The following is a 16,981-nucleotide window of genomic DNA, read 5'->3' as shown; positions in this document are numbered from 1 at the left end:
AGATTGCAGTGATCGAGCGTCATAAGAATACAGGCAAGATGGGAGTGGGCATTGTAAAAGGCTATGGAATCCGCGGCGGAGCCATTGCTTCCAGTGTTTCTCATGATTCCCACAATATTATTGTAGTAGGAGATAATGATCGTGATATAGCTATTGCTGTAAAAGAAATGATGCGGACGCAAGGGGGTTATACTCTGGTATGCAATGGAGAGATTTATGGAACCTTACCACTTCCTGTCATGGGGCTGATGAGCGATGCCGGTTATGCAGAGTGTAAACGAAGCACTTGCAAAAATGATTCCGAAAGCCACATGAGATGGGAGTGAAAGAAGGATTTGATCCGTTTATCACCCTGTCATTTATGGCACTGCCTGTGATTCCTGAAATCAGGATCACACCGAGAGGAATCTATCTCGTAAATGAAGACAGAATGCTGAGAACACCGTTTAGTTAAGGTGGGTGAAATGTCTTAAATGCATTATTTACGAGGATTGCCATAGAATAAAAAAATACCGTAATAAAAGTAAATGATATATACTTTTGTTACGGTATTTTTTATAGCAGTCCTCTCAGACACGCTCCAGGTAAGAGGGTTGTTACAGGTATATTTAAGACAATATTTTTCAAGTGAAAGAAATTTATTTCGTTTTCTCCAGAGTAAAGATAAATTCGGTTCCCACACCTTCTGTACTGATCACATCAATATTCTGGTTATGTGCATTGATGATCTCTTTGACTATAGAAAGTCCAAGTCCGGTGCCTTTACGGTCTTTTCCGCGGGATGCATCAATTTTGTAGAAACGATCCCAGATTTTGCCCAGGCTTTCTTTGGGAATGCCGGTTCCGTAATCTTTTACAGAAACGAAGACCTTACCGCTTTTTACAGTTGTTTCAATCTGAACAGAGGAATTATCATTGCTGAATTTAATGGCATTATCAAGAAGGTTGTAAAGAACCTGCTGAATCTGTTCCATATCAGCTCTGACATAAAGTTCATGTCCGGAGAGCAGCAGCTCCAGACGGATCTGGCGGCTGGTGCAGATGCCTTCAAATGTAGCTGCTGTGTTTTTGATGGTATCATTGATATCAAAACGCTGAATGTGCATCATCCGTTTTTTCATATCCAGTTCATTCAGAGTCAGAAGACTGCGGGTGAGTTTTTCAAGACGTTCAGATTCAAAAGCGATGATCTTCAGATACCGTTCCTGCATCTCATAGGGGATGGTACCGTCCAGTATGGCATTGACATATCCCTTGATGGAGGTAAGGGGAGAACGGAAATCATGAGAGACATTTGCAATGAATTTACGCTGATATTCTCCGTTTTTGTTCAGTTCATCGGACATATAATTCAGAGTTTTGGCAAGATATCCCATTTCATCATCAGAAGTAACGTCTATTTTATATGCAAGATTACCTCCTGCATATTCACTGGCACCTTTCATGATCCTGGCCAGGGGCTTACGTATGTAGTGGCTGTAAGCCCAGAGCAGAAGACTGGTGGCTGCATAGCACAGGAGAAAGATTACCTGCATGATAAAAAGAATACTGCTTCGGCTCTGATAAAGGTTTGTCATCGAATAATGGATTGCCACGTAACCTTTGGTTTCCATATCAGAGGTGATCGGGGCAATAACACTCAAATGATCTGTTTTAAAGAAACCATAAAACTTTCCAATCTGATAATAGTTGCTTCCCCATTTGGAAGCATCGAATTCTTCCAGTGGGATTGGATCCCGGACGTCAATATTTTTCTGTGTACTTACAATGATTTCACCGTTACTGTTGATGATCCACAATACAGCATCCTGAAAATCGGAAATTGCACATAAGTGTTCCTGAAGAGTATCTACTGTACTGGAAGAGATATTGCTTTTAACTGCTTCGTTAGATGCAATATTGTGCGCTTCTGTATAGAGTGCGGCACTTAAAGAGTGTTCCAGATGCTTTTCCACCATATAAGAACCGCCGAGGGTTATGAGGAAAAATCCCGAAAATCCCGATGAGAATATAAAATCTCAGGAATTTTGTGGAAAGATGATGCTGTTTCATGGATTTTTTACCTCAAATTTATATCCGATTCCCCATACGGTGGCAATGGACCAGTGAGGATTGTCTTTGATCTTTTCACGAAGACGTTTGATATGAACGTCTACAGTACGGGTATCACCGATGTATTCGTAACCCCAGATATGATCCAGAAGCTGCTCGCGGGTAAATACCTGGTTTGGTGATGCTGCAAGGAAATAGAGAAGTTCCAGTTCCTTTGGTGGCATATCAACCTGACGACCCATATATGTGACTGCATAGTTTGTCAGATTAACGGTCAGATCCGGGTAAGTAACACATTTTTCACTGGAAGAAGGCGCTGGCTGTTTAACCTGGAAACGGCGCAGGACAGCACGTACACGGGCAACCAGTTCCTTGGAATCAAAGGGTTTGATCATATAGTCATCTGCACCCAGTTCAAGTCCGAGAACCTTGTCAAAGGTTTCGCCTTTTGCTGAAAGCATAATGATGGGAACATCAGAGGTATGTCGGATTTCACGACATACCTGATAACCGTCAATTCCGGGAAGCATCAGATCCAGAATGATCAGATCCGGGCGGAAGGAGGCAAATTCCCTTAACGCTTCTTCTCCGTCATTTACGATTTTTGTTTCGAAGCATTCTTTGGTAAGATACAGGGCAATAAGCTCTGCGATATTGTTATCATCATCAACAATAAGGATTTTCTGTTTGGAAACCATGGCGGTCCCTCCTATTTCTTAAATTCTACAATAGTAACACCTGCATCTCCTTCGCCGAATTCTCCAAGGCGGAAGGATTCCACATGCTTCTGGCGCTTCAGATAATTGTGTACACCTTTTCTTAGAGCACCGGTTCCTTTACCATGAACAATACGGACAGATTTCAGATGAGCGATATAAGCATCATCCAGATATTTGTCAAGCTCTGCAATTGCTTCATCTACCGTTTTGCCAAGCAGGTTGATCTCTGTGGATACATGGGCTGCTTTTGACATGCGGATTTTACCTGCACCTGTACGCTGCATGGTTGGTGTGGTGAGCTCTGCTTCATCGATCAGTTCCAGATCAGAGATGTGAACCTTGGAACGGATGATACCCATCTGAACGAAGAGGAAACCTTTGTTGTCCGGACGGCTGCTGACAGTACCTTTCAGATTCATGCTGAGAACCTTAACTGCATCTCCGAGGGAGATATCTTTGGCTGTGAGTTCCTTCTTCGGTTTCTTTGCAGCAGTTTTCTGAGTCATGCCTTTCTCTGCTTTATTCATATGTTTGCGCAGATTCTGGCGTTCTTTTTCCACAGCAGAGAGATCCACATGGTCTTTCTGGAATTTGTGGAACATCTTCATAGTCTGGTCTGCATATTCCTTGGCTTCGCGGAGAACTGCATGAGCTTCCTCATTGGCCTGACGGATGATGCGGTCTCGCTGCTCGTTCAACTTCTCCTGTTTGGATTCCATTTCGGATTTCAGAGAGGCAATTTCCTGTTTATACTGTTCAATCTCGTGGCGTTCATTTTCAATAGTTATACGGCTGCTTTCCAGGGAACTGAGAACATCTTCGAAAGATTCATCCTGTTCACTGATCTGTTCTTTGGCCTTATCGATGATATAGTCCGGAAGTCCAAGCTTGGAAGAAATGGCGAATGCATTACTTTTCCCGGGAACACCGATCAGCAGGCGGTAGGTCGGGCGGAGCGTTTCCACGTCAAATTCGCAGCAGGCATTTTCTACACCTGAGGTGGAGAGTGCATATACCTTCAGCTCACTGTAATGGGTGGTTGCCATAGTGCGGATTCCCTGTTCATGAAGATGGGAAAGGATCGCAATGGCAAGGGCAGCACCCTCTGTCGGATCTGTACCTGCACCAAGCTCATCGAAAAGGACAAGAGAGTGACGGTTGGCTTTTTTCAGGAAAGAAACCACGTTGGTCATATGTGAGGAGAATGTACTTAATGACTGTTCAATACTCTGTTCATCACCGATATCAGCATAAACTTCTTCAAACAGTGCAAGCTCTGAGCGGTCCAGTGTGGGAATATGAAGACCAGACTGGCCCATGAGAGTGAGAAGTCCGACAGTCTTTAAAGATACAGTTTTACCACCGGTGTTCGGACCGGTGATAACAAGCAAGTCGAAATCATCGCCGAGACGGATATCAATGGGAACAGCTTTCTTCTTATCAATGAGAGGGTGGCGTGCCTGTTTCAGACGGATGCGTCCTTCATCATTGAAGATTGGTTCTGTTGCATTCATATCCATGGCAAGGGATGCTCTGGCAAAAATGACGTCAAGCTGTACCATGATATTAAGATCTGCGCGGATAGAGTCGGTCTGTTCTGCAGTTTGCTGGCTCAGGGTGGAAAGGATCACTTCAATCTCTTTTTGTTCTTCCAGTTCCAGCTCGCGGATGTCATTATTTAGTTTTACGATTGCCATAGGTTCGATAAATAAAGTAGAACCTGTGGAGGACTGATCGTGTACCATACCCGGAACCTGTCCTTTGTATTCTGCCTTGACCGGAATGCAGTAGCGTCCGTTTCTCATGGTAATAACGGAATCCTGCAGATAATTGCGGGCACTTCCGTTTACAAGAGAGGAGAGCTGTGTATGGATCCTGTCTCCGGTAATCTTCATGTTTCTTCGAATCTGGCGGAGGTTGCTGCTTGCATCATCACTGATCTCATCTTCTGAGAGGATGCATCTGCGGATCTCTGTTGTAAGAGGAGTCAGTGGTTCCAGTGCCTCGAACATCCCGTCCAGAGAGTCCGGGAGAGAATCACCGCGCTCACTTCTGGAATAAGCTTTGACACGATTGGTGTTCTCAAGAAGGCTGCAGATGGCAAGAAGTTCACCAATCCCCAGAGAACTTCCGATTTCCAGACGTTTCAGAGAACCACGCACATCTTTGACGCTGCCAAAGGAAATATTTCCTTTCTGGAAAAGACGGGTAAGTGCATCTCTGGTCTGAGTCTGCATATGTCGGATTTCATCAATATCTGTGGATGGCTCCAGCTTCCGGCAGATTTCTTTTCCCATGGAAGAGGAAGCCTTGTCTGTCAGCATATTGATGATTTTATAATATTCAAGTGCTTTATATGCTTTCTGATTCATTGTCTGTTTAAATCTCCTGATAGATATCTTTATAATTTGCTGTCCCTGATATTATAGCATTTTTTGTTATGGAAATGTACTCCGGGATTATAGCAATTCTAAAAAAATAATTGTAACTGTGTAACTGTGGTTACTGTTCATACACCACTATCCCGCGAGGTGTTTTGGCATGAATATGCCAAAATCCCGAGACATACAAGCCAAAATTCCATTGCCGCAGGCAATCTGGAATGAATTTTGGCTAAGTTACTGTGAAATAAGCAGTTACAAATACTTTTCCTATTATATATGATTTTGGAATCTATGGAAAGCAAAAAGGATAGAAATACATAAAAATGATAGCTTTTACAAAAAAATAAAAAAAAATTCAAAAAAGCTATTGACAGTTTATATAGTTTTTGGTATAGTACCAATTGTCGCAACAATAAGTAAAACTTATAACAGAAATGCGATATGCGGAAGTGTCGGAACTGGCAGACGAGCAAGACTAAGGATCTTGTGAGCATTGCGCTCGTGTGGGTTCAAGTCCCATCTTCCGCATAAGAAACGGTTTGAATGCTATTATATGTGCATTTAAGCCGTTTTTTTGTGTCATCATAATAACCTGAGCTGCAGTGTTTCGCTGATACGATAAGTGTTTCAGTAGGAGCTTCTTTTTTGTACTGTGGGAAATTACTTATAGTATATTCATAAAAAATTCATATCTTTTTGTTAAAATAATGTGTAGATTGTTACGATATAATTTGTTTGAATACAAGCGATATTGAACCTGAATGGTAACTGTTTAGCAGATTGCTGTTTTGTATGACACTGGGCAGTTATCCTGAATGGAGTGCGGCAGGAGAATCAGGTATGAAAAAAAACAAAATGGACACACAGGAATATCAGTTTATAAAAGAAACGGTAAAAAAACAGCCAAAAGAGAATGGCAGTCTGTTGCGCAGGCTGCTTATGATAGCAGGATGTGGCGTTTTGTTTGGAAGCTGCGCAGCCGTAACCTTTGCCAGTGTGTTTCCGGTTATGGCGGACAGAGAAGAGAATACACAGCAGAAAATCGAACTGACAGGATCGGATGTAGCGGAGACGATATCTGAAGAACAGGCAACAGAGAGGGAATCTGTCGCTTCAGTTTCTGAACAAGAGGAGAAGAGTCTTCTGGCAATGCGTCAGGAGATGTATAGGGAAGTGCTGAAGGTTTCCCAAAAATCCCGAAAATCTCTTGTAAACGTGAGAGGAATTTCAAAGGATGAGGATTTGCTGAATAATTCTTATTTGCAGCAGGAAGATACGGAAGGTCTTGTCTTTCTTGAAACAGAGACGCAATTTTATATCCTGACCTATGAGGAAGAAATGGAAAATCTGCAGGAACTGCAGGTGACTTTTGCAGATGGTTCGACAGTGCAGGGAGAGATATGCAGGGGAGATGCAGATTCCGGATTTGCAGTTGCAACTGTGAGAAAAAATCTTCTCAATGACAGTACAAGAGAAGGTATCGTGGTATCTGATCTGACAGACACAAAGAAACTGGGACAGAGCGATATAGTAATTGCTATCGGAAGTCCTGCCGGTGACAGTGATGCGGTGGTTTATGGAATGATCACTTCTGTTTCTGAAAAACTATCGGTAGCGGATACGGAGTATAATGTGTTGGCTACAGATGTGCAGGGGAATGAAGATGGAAGTGGTGTGCTGCTTGATTCTGACGGAAATGTGGCAGGTATGATACTGAAGAAGAATGAAAATGACGGAGATAATATTCATGCAGTTTCCATTTCGCAGATTCTTCCGTTGATAGAACATCTGGCTAACAAAGAAACAATCAGATATACAGGTATTTATGGAACAGAGATAACTCAGGCACAATGTAGAAAACTGGGAATTGATCAGGGACTTTACGTGGAGCGTACACAAGAAGAATCTCCTGCGATGAAGGCAGGGATACAGTGTGGAGATATCATAAGTAAGATTGATGGAACTCCCACAGAGAGTATGCAGTCTTACTATACATATCTTCAGACAAAAAAGCAGGGAGAAAATCTTACCATAACGGTTCTTCGCAAAAATTCCGATGGTGAGTATGCGGAGAAAGATTATAAGGTAACAGTTGGAGAGAGATAGTGACAGGCGGAGAATCCTGCAAGCGGGATTCTTTCTTGTGGAATTGTTATAATACTAAAAATAAAGGATAGAGAGGCAGGCTTTATGCGTTTTTTAAATGAGTTACATGAGGGAGACAGAATTAATGGGATTTATCTGTGCAAGCAGAAACAGTCTGCGGTAACGAAGAATGGAAAACCCTATGAGAATATTATCCTCCAGGATAAAACCGGAATCATGGATGGCAAGATCTGGGATCCGAATTCTCTTGGAATTGATGATTTTGATGCACTGGATTATATAGATGTTGTGGGAGATGTGACCAGCTTTGCAGGGGCTATGCAGCTGAATATCAAGCGTGTGCGCAAGGCTGCTGAAGATGAGTATGATCCTGCAGATTATCTTCCTGTAAGTGAGAACAGCACAGATGATATGTACAGCCAGCTGAGAGCATTTATTGACAGTGTGGAGAATACTTATCTGTCTGCACTTCTGAAGAAATTATTTGTGGAAGATGAAGCTTTTGTGAAAGCGTTTGAAGGACATTCTGCAGCGAAGACAGTACATCACGGATTTATCGGCGGTCTGATGGAGCATACTCTGGGAGTGACCAGACTCTGCGATTATATGTCAAAGGCATACCCGGTCATCAACAGGGATTTACTGATTACAGCATCACTTCTTCATGATATCGGAAAGACAAAAGAATTATCTGCATTTCCGTTAAATGATTATACAGATGAAGGCCAGCTTCTGGGACATATTTATATGGGAGCACAGATGATCAATGATCTTGCACACCAGATACCGGAATTTCCGGAGGTGCTTAAGAATGAACTGATCCACTGTATTCTGTCACATCATGGAGAACTGGAATACGGTTCCCCGAAGAAACCTGCACTGGTGGAGGCTGTAGCCCTCAATCTTGCAGATAATACAGATGCAAGAATGGAAACCATCACAGAGATTTTTGCAGCAAACAAGAGCAAAAAAGAATGGCTTGGATATAATAAATTGTTTGAATCCAACTTAAGAAGAACAGATGAGGTGTAATCTTTATGGAATTTCGTAAGAACGATCTTGTTACGTTAGAGATAGAAGATTGCGGAATTGACGGTGAAGGTATCGGAAAAGCCGATGGCTTCACCGTTTTTGTCAAGGACGCAGTGATCGGAGATACAGTAACAGCCAAAATTATCAAGGCAAAGAAAAATTATGGTTACGGACGTCTTATGGAGGTGCTGAAGCCATCTCCGTACAGAGTTGAGCCCAAGTGCGAATTTGCCCGTCAGTGTGGCGGATGCCAGCTTCAGGCACTTTCCTATGAACAGCAGCTTGTATTTAAGACAAATAAGGTGAAGGGACATCTGGAACGAATCGGCGGCTTTACAGATATCCCCATGGAGCCGATCATTGGCATGGATGAACTTTTTCATTACAGAAATAAGGCACAGTTTCCTGTAGGCAGAAATAAAGAGGGAAAAATCGTTACAGGTTTCTATGCAGGAAGAACCCACAATATTATCGAAAACCGTGACTGTGCACTTGGTGTAGCTGAGAATAAAGAAGTTCTGGACCGTGTGATCGCACATATGGAGAAATACGGGATTGAACCATATAATGAAGCAACAGGCAAAGGGCTGGTGCGCCATGTCCTGATCCGTTACGGATACTTCACAAAAGAAGTGATGGTCTGTCTGATTCTGAACGGAAATAAGATTCCGAAAGAGGAGCTGCTTGTAAAATCTCTGTGTGAGATTCCGGGAATGACAAGCATCACCATCAATGTAAATAAGAAACACAGTAATGTAATCCTTGGTGAGGAAATTCGTCTGCTCTGGGGCCAGGAATATATCACAGACAGAATCGGAGATATTTCCTATCAGATTTCACCTCTGTCTTTCTATCAGGTAAATCCTATGCAGACCCAGAAGCTTTATGCAAAGGCACTGGAATACGCAGATCTTCATGGGGAAGAGACAGTATGGGATCTCTACTGTGGGATCGGAACAATTTCCCTGTTCCTGGCACAGAAAGCAAAATTTGTCCGCGGTGTGGAAATTGTTCCGGCAGCTATAGAGAATGCGAAAGAAAATGCGAAACTTAATGGCCTGGAGAATACAGAGTTCTTTGTGGGAAAAGCAGAAGAAGTGCTGCCAAGAGAGTATAAGAAAAATGGCGTTTATGCAGATGTCATCGTCGTAGATCCGCCAAGAAAAGGCTGTGATGAAACCCTGCTGGAGACCATGGTCGAGATGAACCCGGATAGGATTGTGTATGTAAGTTGCGACAGTGCGACGTTGGCAAGGGATCTGAAGTATCTGTGTGAGAGGGGATATGAGCTTAGAAAAGTATGCCCGGTTGATCAATTTGGGATGACTGTTCATGTGGAGACGGTTGTTCTTTTGTCCCAACAGAAGCCAGATGACACGATAGAGATCGACTTAGACCTGGATGAGCTGGATGCCACCAGTGCCGAGTTGAAAGCAACCTATCAGGAAATCAAGGATTATGTGCTGAAAGAATCTGGCTTGAAGGTTTCAAGTTTATATATTTCTCAGGTAAAACGCAAATGTGGAATTGAAGTGGGAGAAAACTATAATCTTCCAAAATCAGAAAATGCAAGAGTTCCACAATGCCCGAAAGAGAAAGAAGATGCTATCAAGGCTGCCCTGAAATATTATGCGATGATCTAAGGACATCGCTGATTTCAAGGAGGAATAACACATGAAAAGTACATTTGAAAAATGGGTGGAACCTACACACTTGGCGCAGACGGAATTTACTATCCGAATCTTGTCAGTACAGATGAAGAACCGCATTATGGGAAATATGGAATGATGCGGAAAACATATCTGAAAGAGTATCGTCCGGCAATGTATTCACTGTATATGTTGGAAGACAGATTGACAGAACATCTGAATGCTGTGGACGATGAAGCACAGGAGAGAATGGACATTCTAGTGCGTCAGATGATGGAAAAGGAAGGCATTACGGAAGAAATGAAAGCTTGTGACCAGATGGAATGGGTCAGGGCTGTAAATAATATCCGAAATGTAGCAGAAGAGATTGTGTTAAAAGAATTAGTGTATATTTAAAGCGTGGAAAGCTCCTTCGGGAGCTTTTTACCGTTTCTACAAACAATTTTTTCGCGTGCCGGAAAGCAATCTATTTACATGGAACAGATGCAGAGAGAGAAAATATTGGAAGGTTATGATTCTTGATCAGCTTTTTTGCTATTGCTCTTTTGAAGATGGTAAAAAAACAAGTGATATGGTAAAATAATACTATTAGATTGAACGGACAGAAATGAGGAAAGTTGATGAATTAAGAAATGTAATTGCAAATCAATTTGCCTGCGAATATAAGACTTATGACTTTGGGGAAATCTGTAATGCATTCATTGATGATTTGATTAGATTAATGGAAAATAGTATTAAAAATGAACAAGGCAATTTTTAGTTGACATAAGGAGAACAGAAAAATATGAAAAAATATTACGCAGAAAGACATGGTTTACTTACAAAGCAACTACAGATAGATTTTGATGAGTTATTACAGTATTTCGGACAGGTATATAAATATTTTTGTGATAAAGAGTATTTTGAAGTGGCTACAAGAGGAGTGTGGAGGCAAATTCCTTATACGCAGGATTCGGAGCAGATTTTACCACCAAGTTTGTTGCCATCACCGGAAGTGTATTTTGCAACATGCTTACAGGATAAAGAGGTTTGGCCAATTTGGCAATATCTTGAAGAATATGATGAGCAGACATTGTTTTCAGTGATTGAGATTTTATACGACCATATTGGTGTTTATAACTATGAAATAGATCAGTTTGAAAATGAAGCACAAAAGGAAGAATTTGCTGAACAAATTAATAATATCTTACGTGCATATAAAGAGGGATATTATCTTGAACCGACAAATGGATTTATAATGCAAATACCTAACGGTGCGTTGCGTGAACAGTTAGAATATGACGGTTCTGATTTACCCGATTCAGTATATGAGCAATTAGCAACAGCCACAGAAATGTATTATCGTTTTGATGCCAATTTGGAACAGAAAAAGAAAGCTATTAATATTCTTGCCGATATTTTGGAAAGTGAACGTGAAGAAGTAAAAGATACTTTAAATGCTGAGTATGAAGTTCCTAAAAATGAACATGATAAGTTGATTTTTGGTATAGTTAATGGTTATAAGATTCGCCATAATCGTGCAGATCAAAAGAACGATTATAGCAAAGAAAATACCGTATGATTGGATGATGCAATATTATACAAGCGTAATAATAGCATTTTACAAGTTGAAAAATAAGTATACCGATATTGATTTTTAAATGGTGAGTTAAATGATATCTCCCTAAGTGGAGTATAAACCTTTTCTCAAAAGGTGATGGTTTCGCTATTTAGCATAAAAAGTAACTTAGAAGTTTCAGAATTAAGTTAATCGTGCCATATGGCTTGATTATAAAAGCAAAGATAAAAACGCAACGTACATCTTTGATGTACCAGAGCCGGTAGGTAGCCCGGCCGTCCTATATAAATAGGGTAAGTAACCTGCCCCTCCGGGTTGTCCATTCTTTGTTCAATCATTTTTAGGAGGGATTCTTATGGACAAAGTAAATGGAAAGCTGACAGTATTTTTTGAAGAGCCGTTTTGGGTGGGAATCTTTGAACGCATCGAAGATGGTAAACTATCTGTGGCAAAGGTAACATTTGGTGCAGAGCCAAAAGATTATGAAGTACAGGAATATATTCAAAAGTGCTATTTCAGTTTGAAATTCAGTCCGGTTGTTGAAACTGTTGTAAAGGATATCAAAAGAAATCCGAAACGGATGCAGCGGGAAGCAAAGAAGCAGATGCTGGAAATAGGCATTGGTACAAAATCGCAACAGGCGTTGAAATTACAACAGGAACAGAACAAGCAGGAACGCAAAGAGAAAAGACGCAAGAAAAAAGAGGCAGAAGAGCAGCGAATGTTTGAACTGAAACAGCGAAAGAAAAGAGAAAAGCATAAGGGACATTAAAGTCCCTTGGCCTTTTACTCAAATCGAAAAGTGTTGAATAAAGCTTTCGGGAGGTGTTTCTATGAAGAAAAAAGTACTTGCAATTATGTTAATCGCCATGTCAATAATGTTGATTTCGGCGTGTGGAAAAAAAGAAAAACTGTACGAAATTCCTGATTTATCGCAGTATAAGACAGATTATGTAGGAGATTCTTCAAATGTTATAAATATTGTAAGTGGTCAAGAGTATCCGGCGGGATACTCATATGACAGTATAGAGATACAGTCTGAAACAGAGCCTTATGGATTAACAGTTTTTCTAAAAGATGAGCCGTCTGCAGCCAAACTTGAAGATGAATTGCAGGTTAATGCAGATATGACATTTGACTTGATTGGTAATTTGGGAACAATTGATTATAAAACAGCAGATAGCAAAGAAATTATTGCATCGTATGAACGGTGATATATTTTTAGTCAACTTTTAGATAATTTGAAGAGTAGAATATAAAAAGGCGTATGGAAGTTTTAAATCCATACGCTTTTTTGGGAAAAACTCATTTTTGAACAAGAGATTTGTAAGAACATATTATCTATTCAAAGACGGTTACAATTCCATATCATATGACTTTTTCTTAGTTCGAGCAGGCTGATTTCGCCGCATTTCTTGTTTTCTCTGATATTCAAGTTCCCATGCACGATGAGAGAAAACATCAGGATCTTCCGCATTGAGATAATCCACCTCATTGGCTGCAATATCACGTCGGTGATAGTCATAATATTTACCGAAAGTACCTTTGAGCTGTTCGATCAGCTTATCCCGAAAATCAGGACGTATCTGGATTCTGGTGTCCAGCAATTCTGTATACTGTTCAGGTTCAGGACGAAATTTTTCTTCCCGGAAAGCGGCAGCATCTTTTTCAAGCTGTTTTTTGAGCGAGATGTCCTGAGAATCTAGGATATCAAGATTGTTATTCATCTGGTCGTATTTCTTGGATAGATTCGTCATATCTTTATCGGTAGAGCATTCTGCCTGGAAGATTAGCTGCTCTTTCCTTGATTTCAGTTCTTCAATTTCTTCGGTAACAGTGGTAAGCTGCTGATTCAATTTTATATGCTGGATGGGATTAAAAATACTGGCTTTCTCTTTTTTTACATAGCCATTAGTGTCAGAAGATAATATTCTTCGTCCATAGCTTTATCCGGGATAAATTCTTTGTGTCCTTTGCCGATCCGGTAGTAAATGCCGTTATATTCCAGAATATTCCCGGTGAAGATTGGTTCTGTTTCATAGGCTTTGATTCCGGTTGGCGTGACGGTGTTTGCTGTTTTCATATTGCCATAGCCATGATCTACAGCGATGATTTTTGTGTTTCTGAGTTCTTGCATAAAAAATACCTCCGTTTTCGTATTGATTGATTCAGCAGGTCGTACCGGTGTGGTACTGCTCTGCTGTGAGATAAGCATACGAAGATCGGAGGTAAAAGACATTGAGGGGAAATTGAGAAAAAAGATATATTGTGCTTACGTTCTTCATGTACTCTTGTTGTGATTTCATTGTTTTTTATCGTATAATATGGATACTGGAGGTGGTTTGGATGAAATACAAGATTTTAGTTGTCGATGATGATAAAGAATTGGTGAAAATGCTTTGTAGTTATTTTAATATGAAACAATATGAAACCATTACGGCTACAGATGGAATGGAAGCATTAAATAAAATAAAAATGAAACCGGATATTATTTTATTGGACATCAACATGCCACGTATGGATGGGATTGAAGTATGTCGTCTGATACGCAGTAAAGTATTATGTCCGATTTTATTTCTGACAGCAAGAGTTGATGAAGATGATAAAATTAATGGGTTGCTTTCGGGTGGGGATGATTATATTACGAAACCATTTAGTCTTCGGGAGTTGGAAGCGAGGATTGTCACAAACATAAAGAGAGAAGAAAGGCATCAACAAAAAACGGAATACCGTTTCATGGATGAAATGCTGATGGATTATTCTGAAAAAATAGTAGCTATAGCTGGACACAGGATAGAGTTCACAAAAATTGAATATCAGATTATTGAATTTTTATCCATGCATCCAGGGCAGGTGTTTGATAAAGAACGTATATATGCACAAGTCTGTGGATATGATGCGGAAGGAGACAGTAGAACGATAACGGAATTAGTACGGCGTATAAGGAAAAAAATAGCGGATTATTCAGAAAAAGAATACATAGAAACTGTATGGGGGATTGGATACCGATGGAAAAAATAAGAAACTTGTCACTGAAAAAAACAATTCTGCTTTATTTTGTGATCAGCTTAACGGCAGCATTTCTGTTATCTGGATTTACAGTTCATTTTGCAAGAAATATGCAGAATAAAATATGGGAAAAATATATTGATTATGCAGATTATACGGACGTGTTTCAGCAATATGGAAAGAAATACGAGATTGAGATATCAAGACCTAATCAATCGCAGATGAATCGTTTGGACTATCATCTTTCGGAAATGTGTGACTTTATGGAAACATATTCGGTATTGATTTTTTCGATTGTTGGGAGTGTTGCTGCGGTATTCTTTTTTTATAAAAATAAGTTAAAGACACCTCTACAGGAACTAAAAGATGCCTCACAGATGATTGCAGATAATGAACTGGATTTTCATGTGTCCTATGAAAATAAAGATGAGATGGGAACTTTGTGTAAAGAATTTGAAATGATGCGAAGTGCTTTAGCAGATAACAACAGAAAGATGTGGCGAATGATTGATGACGAGAAGGCTTTGCGGAATGCAATTGCACATGATATACGTTCTCCACTTTCCATATTGCGTGGGTATCAGGAAATGCTCTTAGAGTTTGTTTCTGCTGAGAGTATAAAAACAGAGGATGTTATTGATATCTTACAAACAGGCATGTATCAGATTGACCGTATAGAGCATTTCACGGAAAACATGAGAAAAATGTCCCATTTAGAACAGAGGGAACTGCAATGCTCAGAGATAGAATTATCGGAACTGGCAAAAAAGATTGAGGCAGAAGCTGCCATGCTGTCCAAGAAGGAAAGTAAATTATGTAAGGTAGAAAGAGCGCAGGAACAAAACATTGTGAAAGTGGATGAGGAACTTGTCATGGAAGTGACAGACAACTTACTGGAAAATGCGGTTCGATATGCACAAAAAAGTATTACTTTGCAGATAAAGAAAAAGGATGGTTTTCTTATAATTTCTGTTGAAGATGATGGAATAGGATTTGTGGATACTGAGGAAAAAGTAACAGAACCATTTTATCATAAGAATCCACAAGATGATTTAAAGCATTTTGGCCTTGGTATGTATATTTCTCGTATTTTCTGTGAAAAGCATGGAGGAAATTTGAAAATATATAATGCCAGACAAGGCGGTGCTCATGTAGAAGCTCTTTTCAAAGCTGAATAAAAATACTTTATAAGGCTGAAATCACAAATAAAGTGGTTTTAGTCTTTTTTATTGTGAATTTATTGAGAATTGATTTGTATGATGTTGTTAAAGAAATAAAGAAAGGAAGAGATACAATGAAAACAATCATAAAAAGAAGTATACTTGATTATTTAAAGAACCCTGTTTTGTGGATTGGCTTGATTATTATAGTTGCCAGTATGTATCAATGTCTGTCATCGTATTTGCAAATTCATTATATCAAACAGAATGAACAGATCACACAAAATGACGTAGCATTGGAAGATGCTGATGTCATGGATGGGTACATTCCCACATCTGATGATAAAGAAAGAAGAAGGGAGTGGGAAGATACGATCAAAGAGACGTTAATGGACACCTCCAAAAATGGTTTTGGATTTAGCAGGCAGGAAGCAGATCATGTAATGAAAGAAATTCAGAATATGGATGTAAAGACTGCTTCTGAGTTTTTGGAATCCCAATATGGCTATTATAATGCAATATATGCTTATGAGGACCTTGAAATTCATAAGGGGACAGCAGAAGAAATCAATCATTATATCGAGCGGAAATTATCCGAACATTCTTTTTCCTGGTACTTTGCCAAAAAATTTACGGATTTTGCAGGATTGCATATGGCCTTTTTTGCAACAGTCTTGCTATCATTTTTATTTATTCAGGATACACGAAAAAGTACCTATGAATTATTACATACAAAGCCTGTTACGGCAGTCCAATATATATGTGGGAAAGTAATAAGCGGATTCATTAGTATGCTGGGAGTATTAGTGATTTTGAATGTTATATTCTTTATGCTGTGTTTGAAAACGTCTTTAGAATCGGGCTTTCCAGTAACACCAATTGATTTTTGCGTGAATTCTCTGATCTATATTATTCCGAATATTTTGATGATATGTTGTGTCTATACAATTACAGCAGTAATATTTAAAAATCCGCTTCCGGCAGCACCAATCTTGTTTTTGCACATTATATATTCAAATATGCTGACCATGAAGAATGATATTTATTATATGAGACCGTTCTCTATTATGGTGCGATTCCCTGGCAGATTTTTTGAAACACATGCAGCCAAAATGTCAAACATAAATCAGATTATTCTTGTAATTTCATCAGTTATATTAGTATGTATTTCTGTTACAATCTGGAAAAGGAGGAGGGTTCATTGAAAACGGAACTAAAAAACTGCCTGTCGTTATATAAGATTTTTTATTCATGTGCATTTATACTGATATTGTGTGTTATTCATCCGATTATATACTATGAAGAAATCGGT

Annotated in this window: 15 protein-coding genes, 1 tRNA gene and 2 pseudogenes; 13 read left to right on the top strand and 5 right to left on the bottom strand. The window is 39.7% G+C overall.

The features are described from left to right. Both AC075J_RS04715 and AC075J_RS04710 read left to right on the top strand, forming a co-directional pair. Positions 1-326, top strand: a 326-nt coding sequence (locus AC075J_RS04715) for an adenine deaminase C-terminal domain-containing protein (protein WP_476390081.1), incomplete at its 5' end; no start/stop codon positions are given. Continuing rightward, a complete protein-coding gene (locus AC075J_RS04710; protein WP_476390080.1) occupies positions 317-454 on the top strand; it encodes an adenine deaminase C-terminal domain-containing protein in 138 nt (45 codons plus the stop codon). The genes AC075J_RS04715 and AC075J_RS04710, both read left to right, overlap by 10 nt. Positions 455-638: 184 nt before the next feature. Here the strand turns inward: AC075J_RS04710 and AC075J_RS04705 are convergent, their stop codons facing one another. The 3 genes from AC075J_RS04705 to AC075J_RS04695 all read right to left on the bottom strand — a co-directional run bounded on the left by AC075J_RS04705 (position 639) and on the right by AC075J_RS04695 (position 5,143). Continuing rightward, on the bottom strand, positions 639-1,958 hold the full coding sequence (locus AC075J_RS04705; RefSeq protein ID WP_476390079.1) for a sensor histidine kinase: 1,320 nt from the start codon (positions 1,956-1,958) through the stop codon (positions 639-641). A gap of 90 nt (positions 1,959-2,048) precedes the next feature. Continuing rightward, positions 2,049-2,750: a response regulator transcription factor gene (locus AC075J_RS04700; protein ID WP_025579807.1), complete on the bottom strand. Its 702-nt coding sequence runs from the start codon at positions 2,748-2,750 to the stop codon at positions 2,049-2,051. A gap of 11 nt (positions 2,751-2,761) precedes the next feature. Beyond that, positions 2,762-5,143, bottom strand: coding sequence for an endonuclease MutS2 (locus tag AC075J_RS04695; RefSeq protein ID WP_118616938.1), 2,382 nt, complete (start codon positions 5,141-5,143; stop codon positions 2,762-2,764). A gap of 455 nt (positions 5,144-5,598) precedes the next feature. On the opposite strand from AC075J_RS04695, the gene AC075J_RS04690 reads away from it, so the two are divergent. The 8 genes and pseudogenes from AC075J_RS04690 (at position 5,599) to AC075J_RS04655 (ending at position 12,714) form a co-directional block, all read left to right on the top strand. After that, a tRNA-Leu gene (locus tag AC075J_RS04690) sits at positions 5,599-5,683 on the top strand. A gap of 312 nt (positions 5,684-5,995) precedes the next feature. Then, positions 5,996-7,261 carry a S1C family serine protease gene (locus tag AC075J_RS04685; protein WP_167343384.1) on the top strand — a complete coding sequence of 422 codons (1,266 nt, stop codon included), beginning with the start codon at positions 5,996-5,998 and terminating at the stop codon, positions 7,259-7,261. A gap of 84 nt (positions 7,262-7,345) precedes the next feature. Beyond that, a complete protein-coding gene (locus tag AC075J_RS04680) occupies positions 7,346-8,293 on the top strand; it encodes a 3'-5' exoribonuclease YhaM family protein (protein ID WP_008705648.1) in 948 nt (315 codons plus the stop codon). A gap of 5 nt (positions 8,294-8,298) precedes the next feature. Further along, positions 8,299-9,936, top strand: coding sequence for a 23S rRNA (uracil(1939)-C(5))-methyltransferase RlmD (gene rlmD, locus AC075J_RS04675; protein ID WP_118592761.1), 1,638 nt, complete (start codon positions 8,299-8,301; stop codon positions 9,934-9,936). Between the two features lie 31 nt (positions 9,937-9,967). Next, positions 9,968-10,338: pseudogene (locus AC075J_RS04670) on the top strand (TnpV protein). Between the two features lie 388 nt (positions 10,339-10,726). Beyond that, positions 10,727-11,503 (top strand): hypothetical protein, encoded by a 777-nt coding sequence (locus AC075J_RS04665; protein WP_476390078.1) that lies wholly within the window; start codon positions 10,727-10,729, stop codon positions 11,501-11,503. A gap of 352 nt (positions 11,504-11,855) precedes the next feature. Continuing rightward, positions 11,856-12,272, top strand: a complete 417-nt coding sequence (locus AC075J_RS04660; RefSeq protein WP_008705642.1) for a YjdF family protein — start codon at positions 11,856-11,858, stop codon at positions 12,270-12,272. A gap of 61 nt (positions 12,273-12,333) precedes the next feature. Then, a complete protein-coding gene (locus tag AC075J_RS04655; RefSeq protein WP_008705641.1) occupies positions 12,334-12,714 on the top strand; it encodes a DUF4825 domain-containing protein in 381 nt (126 codons plus the stop codon). A gap of 141 nt (positions 12,715-12,855) precedes the next feature. Here AC075J_RS04655 and AC075J_RS04650 read toward each other — a convergent pair. Next, a pseudogene (locus tag AC075J_RS04650) lies at positions 12,856-13,404 on the bottom strand (MobQ family relaxase); the annotation flags it as partial. Beyond that, on the bottom strand, positions 13,401-13,637 hold the full coding sequence (locus tag AC075J_RS04645) for an acetate and sugar kinases/Hsc70/actin family protein (RefSeq protein WP_020993389.1): 237 nt from the start codon (positions 13,635-13,637) through the stop codon (positions 13,401-13,403). The gene AC075J_RS04645 and the pseudogene AC075J_RS04650, both read right to left, overlap by 4 nt. Before the next feature lie 209 nt (positions 13,638-13,846). Here AC075J_RS04645 and AC075J_RS04640 point away from each other — a divergent pair, with 209 nt between their 5' ends. The 3 genes from AC075J_RS04640 to AC075J_RS04630 all read left to right on the top strand — a co-directional run bounded on the left by AC075J_RS04640 (position 13,847) and on the right by AC075J_RS04630 (position 16,874). Continuing rightward, complete coding sequence (locus tag AC075J_RS04640; RefSeq protein ID WP_055201424.1) at positions 13,847-14,521, top strand: response regulator transcription factor; 675 nt, start codon at positions 13,847-13,849, stop codon at positions 14,519-14,521. Then, a complete protein-coding gene (locus AC075J_RS04635; RefSeq protein WP_055059975.1) occupies positions 14,509-15,687 on the top strand; it encodes a sensor histidine kinase in 1,179 nt (392 codons plus the stop codon). The genes AC075J_RS04640 and AC075J_RS04635 overlap by 13 nt, the downstream gene beginning before the upstream one ends. A gap of 116 nt (positions 15,688-15,803) precedes the next feature. Beyond that, positions 15,804-16,874 (top strand): ABC transporter permease subunit, encoded by a 1,071-nt coding sequence (locus AC075J_RS04630; RefSeq protein ID WP_055059976.1) that lies wholly within the window; start codon positions 15,804-15,806, stop codon positions 16,872-16,874. The last annotated feature ends 107 nt before the right edge of the window (positions 16,875-16,981 follow it).

The organism is Blautia sp. ZXY-1-C6 (assembly GCF_056339875.1).
The sequence above is the reverse complement of the archived record's forward strand: the minus strand, read 5'-3'. Positions and strand labels throughout refer to the sequence as shown.